The organism is Corynebacterium sp. HMSC069E04 (assembly GCF_001813175.1).
Taxonomy (GTDB): Bacteria; Actinomycetota; Actinomycetes; order Mycobacteriales; family Mycobacteriaceae; genus Corynebacterium; species Corynebacterium aurimucosum.
This window is the reverse complement of sequence record NZ_KV811640.1, coordinates 14,645-30,054: the sequence shown is the minus strand read 5'-3', so window position 1 is coordinate 30,054 and position 15,410 is coordinate 14,645. Positions and strand designations below refer to the sequence as shown.

The window sequence follows — 15,410 nt, the reverse complement described above, 5'->3', positions numbered from 1 at the left end:
TAGCTTTCTTACGCGGACTAAAACTAACTAAATGTGCGGTCGATTTTGCGCAGCACAAAAGCGCGCACATCGATGCGTATATAGGGGCTATCGGACGATTATCCCACTTTGTTAACTTGGGTTTCATAACCGACATACCCACAGGCAGCGGCAACCCCCGCCCCGCAGTAGCGCGGAAACGGGGGTTGAAAAGGCGTGGTTTCGGAAGGCCTAGGAAGCGAGGTAGCTCTTCTTCGCCACGCGGCGGGCAATCTTGCCCGAGGAGGTGCGCTTGATCTCATTAGCGTTGAACCACTGGATGACGGCCGGCGTCACGCCGTGGTGCGCGGAGACTGCGGAGCGGATGGCTTCGGACGCGGCGGCGTCATCGGTTGGGTTGGCACCGTCGGCGCGCTCAATGAGCAGCACGAGTTCCTCGGTGCTACCACCCTCCACGGAGAAGGCCGCGATGGAATCCGCACGTACGTGGCCCGAGGCCTCCTGCACGGTGCCTTCGATGTCCTGCGGGTAGTGGTTGCGGCCAGCCACCACGATGAGGTCCTTGAGGCGGCCAGTGATGTAGAGCTGGTTATCCACGATTGCCGCCAGGTCACCGGTGGCCAACCAGTTGTTATCCTCCGGCGCGTTCGGCACGCGGGAGCCCTCTTTCAGGCGCTCCCCCAGCGTGTTGTGGAAGGTCGAGGTGGTTTCCTCCGCGCGGTCCAGGTAACCGGCCGCGCGGTTATCACCGTGGAGCCAGATTTCGCCCACTCGGCCATCCGGCAACTCGGCCTTGGTCTCTGGGTCCACGATGGTCAGGTGCTGAGCCACGACGCTCTGACCACAGGAGGCATAAGCCACGGAGTCCGCGGACTTCTCCACGATGACCGCCTCGCCGTCGGCCAAACGCTCGCGGTCGAAGTGGGAAATAATCGGGCGCTCCAATGTCTGCGGGGTGGTCACAATCAGCGAAGCCTCCGCCATGCCATAGGAGGGGCGCAGGGCATCGCGGCGCAAGCCGTACTCTTCCTTGCCGAAGGTCTCCCAGAAGGAATTCACCGCGGACTCCGTGACCGGCTCCGAGCCGATCACGATGCCATCGACATTGCTGAAGTCCAGCGTCTCACCTTCCGCCGGGGCGCCGTAGCGCGCGGCGAGCTCGAGGGCGAAGTTGGGAACCACGGCATAGGTTCCCTGCAGCTGCTCATCGATGGGCTGGCGCTTGAGCTGGTCAATCCAGCGCTTGGGCTGCTGCACGAAGTCACGCGGCGTCATGATTTCCAGGTTGAGGCCCAAGATAGTCACGAAGGTTGCCAGGATGATGCCCATATCGTGGTGCATCGGCAGCCAGGACACCACGCGCGCCGGCAGCTTGATCTGCACCGCGGTGAAGATCTGCAACACATTGGTCATGATGTTGCGGTTGGTCAACAGCACACCCGCCGGGGTGCGGGTGGAGCCGGAGGTGTACTGCAGGAAGGCCGGGTGGTCCACCGGCGCGGTCTGCAGCGCGGCCAGGGCCGCCTTGCCCTCCTCGGTCTCCAGCGGGTTCACCCAGCTCTGCGCCAAGGAATCCGGCAGGGAGTCGATGGAGATGATGCGCGGGCGCTCAGACGCCGGGCGGTCCGCGAAATAAGCTCGGTTAGCCGCAGCTGAAATGTTGTTGGTCAGCACGATCGACGGGTTGGCATCGCCGAAGACTGCCCGCAGGTGATCGGTGTGGCCGGGCTCGTTCGGATCGTAGAGCGGAAGCGGCGTCATGCCCGCGTACATCGCGCCGAGGAAACCGAAGATGTACTCGGGAGAGTTGCCCGCCAGGATCGCCACACGATCCCCCATCTTGCCTACCTGCTGCAGGCGTGCTGCTACCGCCTTGATGCGGGTATTGACCTGGGAGCGGGTGATATCGCGCGGGGTGCCCTCCGGGTTATCGGTATAGACCCACTGGCGCATGACCGGGCGATCCGGGATTCCCGCCTGCTGCTCCGCGGCATAGACGTGTTCAGCGAGCCCCGCCAACGTCAGGTGAGGCGGCAGGGCAATGTTGCCCTTCTCGTCGAAGAACTGGCCGATCAAGGCTTTCAGGTCCATGTGGGAAAGCTCCTTCGTAGGGTTGAGAGGGGCACGCACCCCTACTTCACGTACTTTTGACATTGAAAATATCAGAAGAGATGTGCCGAGCGTTACATGGCACGCGGTGGAGGTGGGGTGCGGGGGCGTCGCCAAGCACTACTGCGCGTCGATGGTGTCCTTCGCCCACTGCGTGACCCACTGATTGGCCGTGGTGCCTTCGATGACGTCCGGATTGTAGGCATACAGTGCATGAACACCGTTGGCGTCGATGAGATCACGCGCGCGTTCGAGCCCGTTGCTGACATCCAGCGGGGCATCACAAATCGAGTCATTCGGCGCACAGATTTGGAAGGTGTGGTCCGCCAGCGCCCCGAAGCCATTGGCGCGCTCACCGCGCATCGTGGCACCCGGGACGATACCCTGAATCAACGTCGAGACCGGCTGCAGGGCAATCTCCGCGCCCACACCGCCGACGTGCGCGCCCGGGTTAATGCCCACGCCATCCTGGCGCCGCCCATCCGCAATGAGAGCTACGCCCGCCACGCTTTCTGCGGGCACGGGACCGTTACCGCCGCCAATCCGGTCCGCCACATCACCCGCGATGACCGCACCCTGCGAAAAGCCGCTCAGGATGAATTTCGTGTTCGGGCAGGTCTCGTGCATGTAGGTCAACTCACCCTCGAGGCGCGAGGTTCCCTCGTTGCGGGAATCGTCGTAGCTCATCTCGTGCTGCGCGTTGATGTTCTTAAACTGCGCGGTGTACGGCAGCGTCCACACCTTGACGTCCTCGGGGACGTAGGCCTCCTTCAGAGGATTCGTAATCGACAGCATGAAGGAGTTCGGGTTCGCGCCTGGGTTAATGGGATCATCGTCCGCAGCGGATTCCCACGTTCCCGGAGCGGAGATAAACTCCACGCGCGGGCACCAGTCCGGTTGCTCGGGGCTCGCGTCCCCCTCCTCCTGGGAGGGGGCGGGCTCCGCCAGGTTCCCTTGCTCTCCTTCCTCATTGCTATTGAGAAAGTGGACCGCTCCCCCGCCAATCACGGCTAGGAGAACAACGACGGCAAGGACGGTGAGTGTTTTACGCATGAAGAAATTTCTACCTTGACAAGGCGCGGGATTGGCTGGAAAATCCCTGCCACATTACTGAGCGCAGAGCTTGTTGCCCTGCTCGGTGATGAGCTGGACGACGTCCTCGTGGCTGAGTTCCGTGCGGCCCTGCTCGATGAGCTGCCCGGCCACAGCCGGCACGGTGACGGCATCGCCCTGGCAGGAAGCTTGCGCAGCACCCACCAGTTGGTCTTCTACGCCGTCGATGTTCACACCTTTCTCAGCCACTGCAGCCAGGAAGTCCTGGTCCGGGCCTTGCGCGGGCGCGGGCGTTGGGATTTCGGAGATCTCGCGCGCACCACGGTCTTCCGGCTCCTCGCCTGGCGTTCGCTCGGCCGATGCGGAGCCTGAGGCGGATGCAGAGCTTTCGGATGCCTTGCTTGCCGACGATTCACCACTCGCCACCGAGGAGCGCTCCAGCGGAGCCACGGAGGTTTCGGTGGCATCACCCTCGTCGACGGTGGCGGAACCGCAAGCGCTCAGCAAGGTGCCGGCCGCAAGCAGCACCGCCGCACCAGCTGCTGCGGTGGGTCGGGCAGAGAAAAGACGCATGACAGTCCCTACTTCTTATCCGCCTGGACCTGGCCCATGACCTCACGAATGACGCCGTGCTGGAAGGACTGAGTCAGTCCGCCTGCCGGAATGGAGGCGTAGTCCTTGGTGGGCCAGCCAAACTCACCCTGCTCCCAGCCGTGCTTGCCCCACTCATCAAAAATCTTGCCCTTGAGGATGTAGTGCGCGCCGGAATCCATGGACCAGTAGATGTTGCCGTGTTCGAATTCCTGGAAGAAGCCGCCGTTGACGGCCGTCTCCTCGCCCACCGGGTAGCCCAGCTCGGACTCGGCAGCCTTCAGCTCCTTGTATTTCGCGCCGATGGCACCGTGCACGATGTGGGTGGAGCCATCTGGGTTGCGGGTCAGCACGCCGTTCTCGAAGTCCTGGACCTCGCCCTCGCCAACCTTGCGCGGCTCGGACACCGGGTACTTGAGGTCGCCGCCCTCGAAGCCGTTCTTGCCCCAGGCATCGAAGAGGTCCTTCGAGATGGGCCAAGCGCCGGTCTCCGGGGTCCAGTAGATGGAACCGTGCTCGAAGTGGACGTAGCGGCCGCGGCCGTCCGGGGTCTTTTCCTCGCCGGTCTTCGGGAAGCCCAGCCAAGAGGTCGGGCCACCGAGCTCGGAGTAGCGCGCACCAATGCGGCCAATGACGGCGTGGGCACCGGTCTCCGGGGACCAGTAAGCGGTACCGGCCTGGAAGTCCTGGGCCTTGCCGCGATCGGCAACGTCATACTCGTTGTTCACGCAGTCACCGATAATGCCGGACTTGGTAGCCTCTGCAATAGCGCCGATCGGGGTGCAGTCAGCGCCGCGGTCACTCTTGTCCAGGCCGAGAGAATCAGCGATGTAAGGCCAGGCCTCGGTCATCTCGAACTGCCAGTACTCCCAGCTGTGAACGCCGGTCGGGCGGAACTTCACGACCGGCTCGACACCGGCGCGCTTGGCGTAGTCAACGAAGGTCTGGGTGGACATGCGGGAGATTGCCTCTAGACCCACGCCGGCCATGTTGGCCTTGCCCTTGGCCACCGAACCAAGCTGGCCGTAGTCATCCTTGCCGTTGCCAGCGGAGACGTAGACCTTCATGTCCTTGAGGTTCTCGATGCCCAGCTTCGGATCGTGGTCAATCCAATCCTGGGAGTAGAGGTCACCCCACATGTTGGTGGAGGTGAATCCGCCAGCATCAGCCTGGGCAGCGGTAATAGCCTCCGGCATACCCGTGGTGGTGGTATCGAGGTAGCCCGAGAAGGAGCCAACGTACTTGAAGGCCCACGGGTTCCGCTCAGCTAGGTTCATGGCGGCGGTACCACCCATGGAGATACCGGTAACGGCGCGCTTGCCGTTGGAACGGTAGCCCTTCTCCAGAATCGGGATAAGCTCCCGCATCAGGAAAGTCTCCCACATGTAGTGCGTGCCGTTGTCCTCCTTCTGCCAGTCAGAGTAGAAGGAGGACTCACCGCCCACCGGCATGATGAGGTTGACGTTGCGGTCGGCGTACTGGGAGAGGATGTTGGTCTCGATAGTCCAGCCGGACTCGTCATCGCGGGCACGCAGGCCGTCCAGCGCCCAGACCTCCGGGAAGGTCTTATCCGGGCTGGAGTACCAGTCACGCGCGAGCTGGATCTGTACGACCTGCTCCTTGTCCGGCATGGCAGCGGACTTGATGTAGACCATGAGGTGGCGGTTGGTCAGGTACTCAACGCGGGAAACAGATACGCCCTCCGGCAGGCCCTCAATCTCCGGGTATTCGGTATCTACCGGGGTACGCTGCGGCGGATTAGAGGGAGCGAAGGAATCGGAAAGGTTGGAGCTGCCTAGGAGATCAGTAATGCCCTCGGTGGAGGAGCTGGACGACTGCGCGTTGGCGATTGGCAGCAGCGCAAAGCCCACTGCCACGGCGGTGGGCAGTGCGGCGATGGTCAGGCCCTTGCGGGCTGCGGACGGGGAACGCAGGCCGGACGCCTTGGCGGACCGGCGGGGCTGAGTTGACGCAGTGTTCGGCATTGAAGAGTCCTTGTAGGGGTAAATCGAGATGAGGGCACGCGGTGCCGCGAGCGGGCTCCGCAGGTTCCCCTCCTGCGGAACTCGCCGCCGCACGCGTGGTGAGCGGTCTAATGTGTTCTCAAGTTTAAGTTTAACTTGAGACTTTCGGTAGGGGGACACGCCCAGCAAACCAATGAAAAAGCCGCCGTGCTCTTAAGCACGGCGGCGAGACAGTAAGTACTTACCAGGCGTTCATAACGTTAAGCACCTGCGGCTTGGAGCGCTCGAGTTGGTAGCCGAACTGCTCCCAGTTGTGCAGGCCCTGGGCCGGGTAATTCGTCTGCAAGCGAACACCCATGGCGCGAGCCTTCAACTCCCACAGGCGGGTGGTGCCGTTGGCAAAGCCCTCCAGCGCCACGCCGGCCGCGATGTGTTCCGGACGGTAGCGCTGCTGATCCAGCGGCCCCGGGATGCCGGAGGCGGCGGAGACGTAGACATCCGTTCCGTTCGCAGCCAGTTCCGGAATCAGATTGAAGGGGTCATTGCTGAAGCGCTTCGGGTTGATGATGGACCCGTACATGGCGTTGATGTTGAAGCCGCCAGCGTCGAGAAGCGCCAGGCGCATAAAGGTCTGAGCGCCCGGCAAGGTCGTGGTGAGGTAGCCGGAGTAGGACAGCGCCTGGCGGAACTGCTCCGGGTGCTTGCCAGCGAGGGTGATGGCAGCGGTAGCGCCCATGGACAGGCCGGCAACTGAGTTGTTGTTGCGGGCCACTCCGAAGTTGCCCTCCAGGTAGGCCGGCAGTTCCTGGGTCAGGAAGGTTTCCCACTGGTAGTTGACCGGCTTGACCAAGTCATAGGTGGCCGGGCCGTTCCAGTCCGCGTAGAAGGACGCTGCGCCACCCACCGGCATCACCAGGGTGATGTTGTGGTCTACATAGGTGCGCGCGGCGTTGACGTCATTGATCCAGGCATTGGTGGAATCGGTAGCGCGCAGGCCATCGAGCAGGTACAGACCTGCGTTGCCGCCGTTCTTAGCCGGCTGGATCTGCACTGGGATGTTGCGGCCCATTGCCTGGGACCACACGTCGCAGCGCTGTACCCAGTAGCCGACGCGGTCCCACTCGCAGGCACCGGTGGCGTCGCCACGCAGCCAGTCCCGGTTGGCGGCGGATGCTTCTTGCGTACCCGCGGTCACTACCAGACCCAAAGCCACAGCGATGGCTGCCACCACTGAGAGGACCCGAGTCCGCAGGCCAGAGCTTAGTGAACTCATGTTTCTCCTTAACGTTTTTACTGCCACTACTACATCGCCAACACGCCAGCGATAGTTACAGATCAATAACAAGAATCTTGTTTAGCGTAACGCACCCTGGCAATTTTCGCCTACCCATGGGGGTGCTCCCCAGCTCACACCAAGCTAATGGACAGGATAATCGCTCGGGTCAGACGGCAACATGAGCGTGCGCCCCGAGGTCAGCGAGAAAGCTAGATTCGCGCGGAAGCGCTCCCACGTCAGGGGCGCGCTATAGGAAGCGATGAGTTCCTGCACTTCTGGGCTGTCCAGCGCGGCGCGCGCCTGGCGGGTCTTGTCCTTGTCATACCACGGCGGGAGATACTCGATGTCCGCGCCCGTGAGTGCTGCTTGCCATTCCAGCTCGAGGGATTTGTCGTGGCCCACGCGCCCGCCTTCCTCGCGGGGCATGCGCGCGGCCATCGGCGTGGCCAGACCGATCGTGTCAAGAACCCGGACATTGAGCGGCGCGTTCATCGACGTCATGCCCAAGTTCACCAAGTACACCGTCGGTGGCTCGTTCATTCCCGGCTCGCGCGGAACGGTGAGCCAGTTGAGCAGGTCCTTTTCTTTATCCTCCACATAGATGGTGGCCAGGGCATCTCCGCCAACGAGTTTCTCGCCGGCTTCTTCGTAGCCGCGCATGAACTTCATCCCCAGGTAATCCCGCGCCGAGCGCGGCGGGTGGCCCGCCTCGCGGTGGGTGGCATAGGTCCAGAAATCACGCTCATCCACGATGGACAGCGGCTTTTCATAGGCATCCCAATCCGTCGGATGCCCGCGCAGCACGATGATGAATGCCCACACCGCGCAGAAGGCCACCGCGAGCGAAGACACAAGACCCTTGAGCGGCAGCACGAAAACGGGGAGAAGGGCGGCGAAGAGCGGCAGCAGCAGCATACGTCCGTGCATGAAGTCACCGCCGACGCGCAGCACGTACAGCACGTGCACCGCCGCCGCCCCGACCATCAGGTAGGTCACGGTCGTGGCGCTGCGCAGCGCTGCCGGGCGCAGCTGGGCGCGGAAGGTCCACAACGCCGCACCCGCCAGCACGAGAACGGGCAGGTACAGGGCATAAGGCCCCACGAAATCCTTCAGGTAGTTCAGGCCGCTGCCCCACGCGCTTGACGACGCCGACTTGGCCACCGCCGTGTGCGGAGTCACCAGGCCGTAGTAGCCCATGCGGAAGAATTGGTAGCCCGCGGGGATGGGAAGGGCCGCGCCGAGGATGCCCAGCCACGCCTTCCAATTACGGTGTGCCGCCAAGAGCAGCAGGCCGGCCAGTCCGCCGTAGAGCGCGAACTCCGGGCGCACGAGCCAGGACAGCCCGGCCCACAGCGCTAGCCAGTAGGCGCTGGCGCTATCGCGGGACTGCACCCAGTGCTGCAGCAGCGCCCACAGGGCCGCGAGGTAGAAGATGGACAGGCCCCATTCGAGCCCGGAGGTGAAGAAGTCACGGGCCGGAGGCAGTGCGAGGTAGACCAGCGCGCCGGCGGGAGCCACGAGTGGTGCAGAAAACTGGCCCGATCGGTAGAAGGCCCGCGCCGTGGCCCACGCCCCCAGCACCATCGCCGCGACTGCCAGTAGGAGGCCCAGGTTGACGGCGATGGATTCCAGCGGGGCGTTCGTCAGCCAGCGCACGAGAAGGATGAGGTACTGCCACAGCGTGGAGGTATTGGCCTCCACGCGCTCGCCGATGTTGAAGACGGGGCCGTTTCCTTCCTCAAGGTTGCGCACCGTGCGCAGGACAATCAGGCCATCGTCAGAAATCCAGCGGCGGGCGAAGCCACCCCAAAACGAGAAAACTCCGATCACGATGACCGAGGCCAACGCGCTGAGCGCGGCCACGGTACGTGTATCGGATTTTCGCATGAGGAGAGAGTTTAGCCCATCATGACTGGCATGATGTAAACAGCCATGGCGATGCAGGCCAGCCACAGCAGAGCCAGAATCTGGAGGACGCGGTCCTCCAAGGCAATCTCGTCCGGGGCACCGCCGTTGCCGCGGTCCACGTCGGCGGCATAGCGCAGAATCGCGATGGTAAACGGCACCATGGAGATTTGGTACCACACGCTGGCCGGGCCATCAGACTCGTTGGAGAGCTGGAATCCCCACAGGGAGTAGGACATGACAACTGCGGTGGCCGCTAGGGTCCACACGAAGCGCAGGTAGGTAGGCGTATAGCCCTCCAGGGATTTGCGGATCTTGGCGCCCGTGCGCTGCGCTAGAAGGATCTCCGAGTAGCGCTTGCCCGAGGCCATGAATAGGGAGCCGAACGCGGCAACCAGCAGGAACCATTGCGACAGCACGATGCCCGCGGCCACACCGCCGGCCATGGTACGCAACATGAAGCCGGAGGACACCAAGGCGATATCGATCACCGGCATGTGCTTCCACCCGAAGCAGTAGCCCAGCTGCAGGCCAATGTAAATGGCCATGACGATGGCGAGCTCCAGGCCCGCCGTGGCCAGGAAGGACAGGCCAATCGAACCGATGATGAGCACTGCCGCCATGACATAGGCCAGGCCCACCGGAAGCACGCCGGCCGCGATTGGGCGGAAGCGTTTCGTCGGGTGCGCGCGGTCAGCCTCTACATCGCGGGCATCGTTGATGAGGTAGATGGAGGACGCGCCCATGCAGAAGACGATGAAGGCGAGGAGGACGTCGAGAAGCACGCGCGTGTGAAACAGCGACTCCGCGCCCGCAGCCGCAGGAGCCGCCAAGACCAAAACGTTCTTGACCCACTGCTTGGGGCGCAGGGCCTTCACCATGCCATCGGCGAGGTTCTTCGGCGGCTTGCGCTTGCGGCCGGTATCGATGCCGGAGGTGTGCGGCTCAGAGTGGAAGACTCTCTGTTCGCCGTCGTCGACGCGGTTGGGTCGTTCGCTCATGCGGTCTTCCTTTCATAGCGGTGACATGCTTCCGCGGTGGCGGCTCCCAGCAGGGCGCCGATCGCCGTATCGGATGGGTAATGTACCCCGAGGACCATACGCGAGGCCATCATGACCGGCACACCGACAAGCGGTGCCGGGGTTCCTAGAACGTGCGCTGCACCCACGAGGAACGCGCTTGTCGACGTCGCGTGGGACGACGGAAAAGACAGCTTAGACGGGGTTTTCACGCCGACTTTGACGTAGTCATAGTCCGGGCGCTTGCGGCGCACAATGCGCTTGATCACAACGCTGGCCGCGTGCGCCGTGAAAGCACCCGCACCGACGGCTAGCCACTGGCGGCGACGCGCCGGATTCTGGTAATTCACGGCGACACCTAAGCCGGAGAGCGCCAGCCAGCCCAGGGCGTGCTCGCCGAAGTGGCTTAAACCCCGCGCGGTGGGCAGAACACCGGGCGCATCAAAGGCCGCGTCCTGAATCTTTTCGAGGACGTGGGATTCGGCGACAGAAAGCTTATTGGGCATCGAAGACCTTTCGCCAGGACTCGCGGGAGGTCAGCGCCGGCAGGGCCGCGCGGTACTCGGCGCGCAGGTCATCGAAGTTATCCTCGATTTCCTTGAGCAGCTCGCGGGTGGACTTCACCAGCTCGAGGGCCAGCTCGCGGTCGCGCTTGCGGAAGGCCACGCCGGTGCCACCCGCGGTAGAGACGGTGGCGGAATCGACGCGGGAGAGCGTGAACCAGCGGGCCTCCTCCGGGGTGAGGTTGAGCTGCGGCGCTTCATGGTGTGCCGGGTCTTCCTTGGTGACCAGGTGCTTGGCGGACTTGATGAGCCACGGGATCTTCTTGATCTTGCCCAGGCGGCCGCCGACATTGCGGGTCGGCACGCCCGGCGCGCCGGTGGGCGCGGGTAGTTGGGCCGCCGAATCGATAATGACGGCGTCCGGGAATTCCTTACGGATTGCGGCGATGCGCGGCAGCGAGGACTCCAGGATGTCGAAGAGCTGATCCGGGCCGGCCAGGAAGTCCTTCATGGCCTCCAGCTGGATGGCCATGGTGGAGTACTCCATGCACATGGTGTGCTTGAGGGTGGATTTGAAGATGGACTTGGTAATCCCGCGCGCATCGCCCTCATGGTAGAGGGCCGCCACGATGAGGCGGTTGCGCAGGTGGAAATAGGCCTGCCAGTCGATGGCATCGTCCTTATCCGCCCAGGCCATGTGCCAAATGGCCGCACCCGGCCAGGTCACCGTGGGGAAACCGTGGGCGGCGGCGCGCAGGGAGTACTCGGTGTCATCCCACTTGATAAACAGCGGCAGCGGCTGCCCAATGCTCTCCGCGACGACGCGCGGGAAGAGGCACATCCACCAGCCGTTGTATTCCACGTCGACGCGGCGGTGCAGCGCGCGGGAGTCATATTTCTTCGGGTCGAGGTGGGACTGGGCATCACCGATGGCGCGCAGCGGGTACTTGGCAAAGTCGTGGTCGTAGACGGCGTGCTCGGCCGCGCCCCACATGAAGTCGGCGCGGTTCACGCGCTCACCGGTAGTGCGCAGCTGGGAGCGCTCCTGCAGGTTGAGCATCTGCCCGCCCACGATGAAGGGCTTGGCTGCGTAGCGCGCTGCTTGGACAGCGCGAAGGATGGAATCCGGCTCGATGGCAATGTCATCATCCATGTAGAGGATGTACGGCGAGTCTGTGTTTTCCAGCGCCTCGAACATGATGCGGGAGTACCCACCCGAGCCGCCCAGGTTGCCCTGGCGGAACTCGCGGAAGCGCTCACCAAAGTGCGCAACGGCTTCGTCGTAGCCTGGTTCGTCCGCGGGGTGCTGGTTCCCTTGGTCCGGCATAAGGACGTAGTCGATGATGCCGTCCACCACCGGGTCCTCCGCCAACGCCTGCAGCGCCGCGACAGCATCCGTCGGGCGGTTAAAGGTCGGGATACCCACGGCGACGCGCTTCTCCTGCGCCGGATACTCGCTGCCGTCCGGCAGGAGCTGCGGGTTCGGGGCATGCGGGGCGCACCAAGCGGCGTCGGTAAGCACGGTGTCCTCAACGGCGGAGGCATCGAACCACAGCAGGCCGCCGTCCTCGAAGTTCTTCAGGGGCAGCTCAAACTCGTGGTGCCCGGTGGTCACCACGTGGTTGGCCACGGCGATGCGCTGGCCGTCCTGCTTGGAGCGGTACAGGGAGATGTTGGCCTCTCCCTCCACGTCCATGACCAGCACGATGGACTTCAGCTGGGACCAACGGCGCCAGTAGGCGGCCGGGAACGCATTGAAGTAGGTCTCGAAGGAGGCCTCTTCGCCGGCCGGGATGGTCACGGAAGTGCGGCCACTCCAGCTGAGGCGCTCGCGGTTTTGCTCGGACTCGATGAGGTAGAGCATGCGGACGTCGACCGGCTCGCCACGCTTGGGCAGCAGGATGCGCTGTACGGGTTCGTACGCAGCAGTATTGTTGGCAGTCACGATATCTTCGGTTCTCCACACAGATTTCGACAGTATTCAGGAACCAAGATTAGTGGTTTCGCACTCTTCAGCTGAGTTCCCACGCGGCTGAAAGCTAAGCCGAGAGGGGTGCATCCTCCGAGATGGGTTCGATGCCCAGACGGTTGAGCATGTAAAGCACGCGGGCGCGGAGGTCGTCAGCCAGCTCGCGGGTCTCCTCTACGGTTTCTGCCGTAGCGATATCCCAAATCTTGATGTCCTTGCCGACTTCGTCGCCTATGATTGTGGCGCCAAAAGGAAATCGACCTCGATGGTCACGAACTCGTGGCCGCAATTGTCAGAGGCTCAAGAGAGTGTCGAATCGGAGGGAGATTGAGAAAGTAGAGAACAATACTGACTAATTTTTCGCTAACTGACAACTATTAACTCTGTACAATAAGAAGGATACTCCTCATAGCAACACATGATCAGTGTGTCTTTCTTCCTATTTCAGTCAGCTCAAAGAGTCGACTTTAGCGAACCTCTTCCCAACTGCTCCCAAAGTGAGATAAACGCCGGTACAAACAAGAAATGCTGCAAAAAGAACGCCAGCAAGGGAAAACGAAACCTTCAGAGAAATCCCCGCCATCACATGCCCCAATGAGGAACCAAGGATGGGCCTGACCCCCGACGTGTCTACTTTCCGGGGGTCAGGCCCCAAGCCCACCCGTGGAGTTCACAACCTATATAGGAACACCCCCCGACGAGGTGACGAGAATCCCCTCGTTGCTGTCGGACGGCGGTTTCCCGACCGGTGGCCCGGCCGCCGGCAAACCTCACCCGCGGCCGCCCGGGCCCTGTCCATGGCCAAGCCCGGTCTGGTGCCCCCGGCGCCAACGACTTCCGGTGCCGCCCCGGGACGGTGAATTGCCCGTCATCCTCATTCCCGGGACCGGGTCGTCGAACAGCTCATCGGTACCGATGCCTCGAACCACGGGCCCCGGGCGCACAGCGCAGCCGATCGCTTTGACGTCCACCCCGAGATGCGCCACGGATACTCCCGAAACGCCGGCAAACGAACGCGCTTGCCTGGGAACAGCAGATCTCCGGTTCCATGCTGCTGAATGAGCTGACCATCGGCGACATCACTCGACCGGGCGTGCGGTACACCTTCCTAGGCACGCGGCACGACAATGCCGTGCTCCCCCACTAAAACTCCTTCGTGCGGGAACCCGGCGTCACCAACATCACCGTCCAAGACGTGTGCCCCGCCCACCGCACCGAGCACTACGGCTTCAATTACGACCCTGTCGCCCAGGGCATCGTCGAGGACCCGCTGACCGGGACGGCGTGGCGGGACCACTGCACCGGTACCGGACCGGAGCGATAGTCCTCGACGGACGAGGATCAGGCGCCCGGGGAACTCCCCGTCCGGCACGCCCACGACTCGGCATAGCGGCCGCCCTTCGCCAGCAATTCATCGTGCGTGCCCCGTTCTGCGACCGTCCCGTCCTCCGAAAGCACGACGATGAGGTCGGCATCGCGGATGGTGTGCAGGCGATGGGCGACGACGATCACGGTGCGATCGCCGCGCAACGCCTCAATCGTGCCGATGATCGCCCGCTCAGTGGCCGCATCCAGCGAGGACGTCGGCTCGTCGAGAAGTACCACCGGGGAATCCTTCAGAAACGCCCGGGCGATGGCGACGCGCTGCCGCTCGCCTCCCGACAGCAGCGTCCCTTCCTCCCCCACCGGGGTATCCCACCCGGAAGGCAGCAGCTCCACGATGCGGTCCACCCCGGAACGCCGGGCGGCCTCGCGCAAGCGGTCCCCGTCACCGGGCCTGGAACCGAATCCGGGGTCGGCGAAGACCACGTTGTCCCGCACGGACGCGTCGAAAAGGAACGTCTCCTGGAACACCGGGGTCACCAGCGAGTTCACGCCGTCGGTGCCGATCCGAGGCAAGGGCACCCCGCCGATGAGGATCTCCCCCGAGTCCGGATCATGAAAACGCGACAGCAGCCGCATGACCGTCGTCTTGCCCGCCCCCGACGGTCCCACTACGGCAACCAGTGCTCCCTGAGGTGCACGGAAGCTGACGCCGTCGAGAACCTTCTTATCCCCGTACCCGAAGCTCACGTCGCGGAACTCCACGTCATGCCCGTCGGGCAGCTCCGGTGCGGCAGGTTCGGGAAGGGCGGGGATTGCCCGCAGGTCACGCAACGCAGCCAACGTGTTGCGGCCCGCACCGAACCCGCCGGACAACGCTCCCGCCGTGGTGATCGGTCCGGTGAACTGGACGAGCACGATGAGCATCGGCGCCAAATGCGTCGGCGCCATCCCACCCGTCGCGGCGACTGCCACGGCGACGATCACCGCCGCTGTGAACACCGCATGGACGACCGAACCCAACCGTCCGATGGCCGCCCCCTGCGTCGACGTCGCCTTCGCGAACGCATCGTGTTGGGCCCGGATCGCCTCATCCACCATCGCGTCCGCCGCCGAACCGTCGCCCGCGGCGCGAATCGCCTGCTGGCCGCGGGTGAACTCGATCAGCCTGCCGGAGACGGCAGCGACGGCGTCAGCATGCGCTTCGTCCGACTCCCCGCCGACCCGGCCAATGGCCCGGTAGGCGAAGAAGAGCACCGGTGCCGACGCGACAAGAACCAAACCGACGCGCCAATCCACCGCCAGAATTCCGAAGGCGATGACGGTCGGCGTAACCACCGCGGCGATGACGGGCCGCAGGATCACGTGCGGCACGGACGCCGCGAACGCGATACCCGACGACGCCATCTCCGAAAAGCGGCCGGCCGTGGACTTGGTGACGTACCCGAGTGGCAATGTCAGCACGCGTTCGCCCAGGGAACGCAGCAGGGACGACAGCACCGCTGCGGAATTCGCTCTGCCGACCGTCCCCGCGGCGAGGGACAGCACCGCATGGGCGGCCGCGAGGCCGGCGATGACGCCGGTGAAACGCCATGCCGTCGCATCATCTCCCTCGGCCAGAGCCGACAGCAGCGGCAGCAGCGCGACGAACGCCGCTCCCTGGGCCAGCGCGGCAAGCGTGGCCAACGCAATGAGCCACACCAGTGTCATTCTCGAGAG

11 protein-coding genes and 1 pseudogene are annotated in these 15,410 nt (G+C 63.7%); 1 reads left to right on the top strand and 11 read right to left on the bottom strand.

Annotated elements, in window-relative coordinates:
* Positions 1–210: 210 nt before the first annotated feature.
* From HMPREF2896_RS03010 to HMPREF2896_RS02965, 10 genes and pseudogenes are all read right to left on the bottom strand, one after another.
* A complete protein-coding gene (locus HMPREF2896_RS03010; protein WP_070717584.1) occupies positions 211–2,070 on the bottom strand; it encodes a FadD32-like long-chain-fatty-acid--AMP ligase in 1,860 nt (619 codons plus the stop codon).
* A gap of 138 nt (positions 2,071–2,208) precedes the next feature.
* On the bottom strand, positions 2,209–3,141 hold the full coding sequence (locus HMPREF2896_RS03005) for a cutinase family protein (protein ID WP_070717582.1): 933 nt from the start codon (positions 3,139–3,141) through the stop codon (positions 2,209–2,211).
* 54 nt (positions 3,142–3,195) lie between these two features.
* Positions 3,196–3,714 (bottom strand): hypothetical protein, encoded by a 519-nt coding sequence (locus HMPREF2896_RS03000; protein WP_070717578.1) that lies wholly within the window; start codon positions 3,712–3,714, stop codon positions 3,196–3,198.
* Between the two features lie 8 nt (positions 3,715–3,722).
* Positions 3,723–5,636: an alpha/beta hydrolase-fold protein gene (locus HMPREF2896_RS02995; RefSeq protein ID WP_371325727.1), complete on the bottom strand. Its 1,914-nt coding sequence runs from the start codon at positions 5,634–5,636 to the stop codon at positions 3,723–3,725.
* Positions 5,637–5,937: 301 nt separating this feature from the next.
* The gene (locus HMPREF2896_RS02990; RefSeq protein ID WP_070717576.1) at positions 5,938–6,969 is read right to left on the bottom strand and encodes an alpha/beta hydrolase; all 1,032 of its coding nucleotides are present in this window, start codon (positions 6,967–6,969) and stop codon (positions 5,938–5,940) included.
* 144 nt (positions 6,970–7,113) lie between these two features.
* Positions 7,114–8,859, bottom strand: a complete 1,746-nt coding sequence (locus tag HMPREF2896_RS02985) for an arabinofuranosyltransferase AftB family protein (RefSeq protein ID WP_070717573.1) — start codon at positions 8,857–8,859, stop codon at positions 7,114–7,116.
* Between the two features lie 11 nt (positions 8,860–8,870).
* Positions 8,871–9,878, bottom strand: a complete 1,008-nt coding sequence (locus HMPREF2896_RS02980; protein WP_070443285.1) for a decaprenyl-phosphate phosphoribosyltransferase — start codon at positions 9,876–9,878, stop codon at positions 8,871–8,873.
* Positions 9,875–10,402: a phosphatase PAP2 family protein gene (locus tag HMPREF2896_RS02975; protein ID WP_070443283.1), complete on the bottom strand. Its 528-nt coding sequence runs from the start codon at positions 10,400–10,402 to the stop codon at positions 9,875–9,877. Before HMPREF2896_RS02975 ends, HMPREF2896_RS02980 begins: the two co-directional genes overlap by 4 nt.
* On the bottom strand, positions 10,392–12,344 hold the full coding sequence (locus HMPREF2896_RS02970; protein ID WP_070717571.1) for a glycosyltransferase: 1,953 nt from the start codon (positions 12,342–12,344) through the stop codon (positions 10,392–10,394). The genes HMPREF2896_RS02975 and HMPREF2896_RS02970 overlap by 11 nt, the downstream gene beginning before the upstream one ends.
* Positions 12,345–12,438: 94 nt before the next feature.
* Positions 12,439–12,597, bottom strand: a pseudogene (locus tag HMPREF2896_RS02965) (protein tyrosine phosphatase); the annotation flags it as partial.
* 927 nt (positions 12,598–13,524) lie between these two features.
* On the opposite strand from HMPREF2896_RS02965, the gene HMPREF2896_RS12805 reads away from it, so the two are divergent.
* The gene (locus HMPREF2896_RS12805) at positions 13,525–13,692 is read left to right on the top strand and encodes a hypothetical protein (RefSeq protein WP_154762579.1); all 168 of its coding nucleotides are present in this window, start codon (positions 13,525–13,527) and stop codon (positions 13,690–13,692) included.
* A gap of 17 nt (positions 13,693–13,709) precedes the next feature.
* On the opposite strand, the gene HMPREF2896_RS02960 is transcribed toward HMPREF2896_RS12805, so the two are convergent.
* The gene (locus tag HMPREF2896_RS02960) at positions 13,710–15,401 is read right to left on the bottom strand and encodes an ABC transporter ATP-binding protein (RefSeq protein WP_232751630.1); all 1,692 of its coding nucleotides are present in this window, start codon (positions 15,399–15,401) and stop codon (positions 13,710–13,712) included.
* Between the last annotated feature and the right edge of the window lie 9 nt (positions 15,402–15,410).

Bases quoted from the DNA above. Each gene is read 5' to 3' on its own strand.
- HMPREF2896_RS03010 (WP_070717584.1), bottom strand. From the start codon at position 2,070: ATGGACCTGAAAGCCTTGATCGGCCAGTTCTTCGACGAGAAGGGCAAC.
- HMPREF2896_RS03005 (WP_070717582.1), bottom strand. From the start codon at position 3,141: ATGCGTAAAACACTCACCGTCCTTGCCGTCGTTGTTCTCCTAGCCGTG.
- HMPREF2896_RS03000 (WP_070717578.1), bottom strand. From the start codon at position 3,714: ATGCGTCTTTTCTCTGCCCGACCCACCGCAGCAGCTGGTGCGGCGGTG.
- HMPREF2896_RS02990 (WP_070717576.1), bottom strand. From the start codon at position 6,969: ATGAGTTCACTAAGCTCTGGCCTGCGGACTCGGGTCCTCTCAGTGGTG.
- HMPREF2896_RS02985 (WP_070717573.1), bottom strand. From the start codon at position 8,859: ATGCGAAAATCCGATACACGTACCGTGGCCGCGCTCAGCGCGTTGGCC.
- HMPREF2896_RS02980 (WP_070443285.1), bottom strand. From the start codon at position 9,878: ATGAGCGAACGACCCAACCGCGTCGACGACGGCGAACAGAGAGTCTTC.
- HMPREF2896_RS02975 (WP_070443283.1), bottom strand. From the start codon at position 10,402: ATGCCCAATAAGCTTTCTGTCGCCGAATCCCACGTCCTCGAAAAGATT.
- HMPREF2896_RS02960 (WP_232751630.1), bottom strand. From the start codon at position 15,401: ATGACACTGGTGTGGCTCATTGCGTTGGCCACGCTTGCCGCGCTGGCC.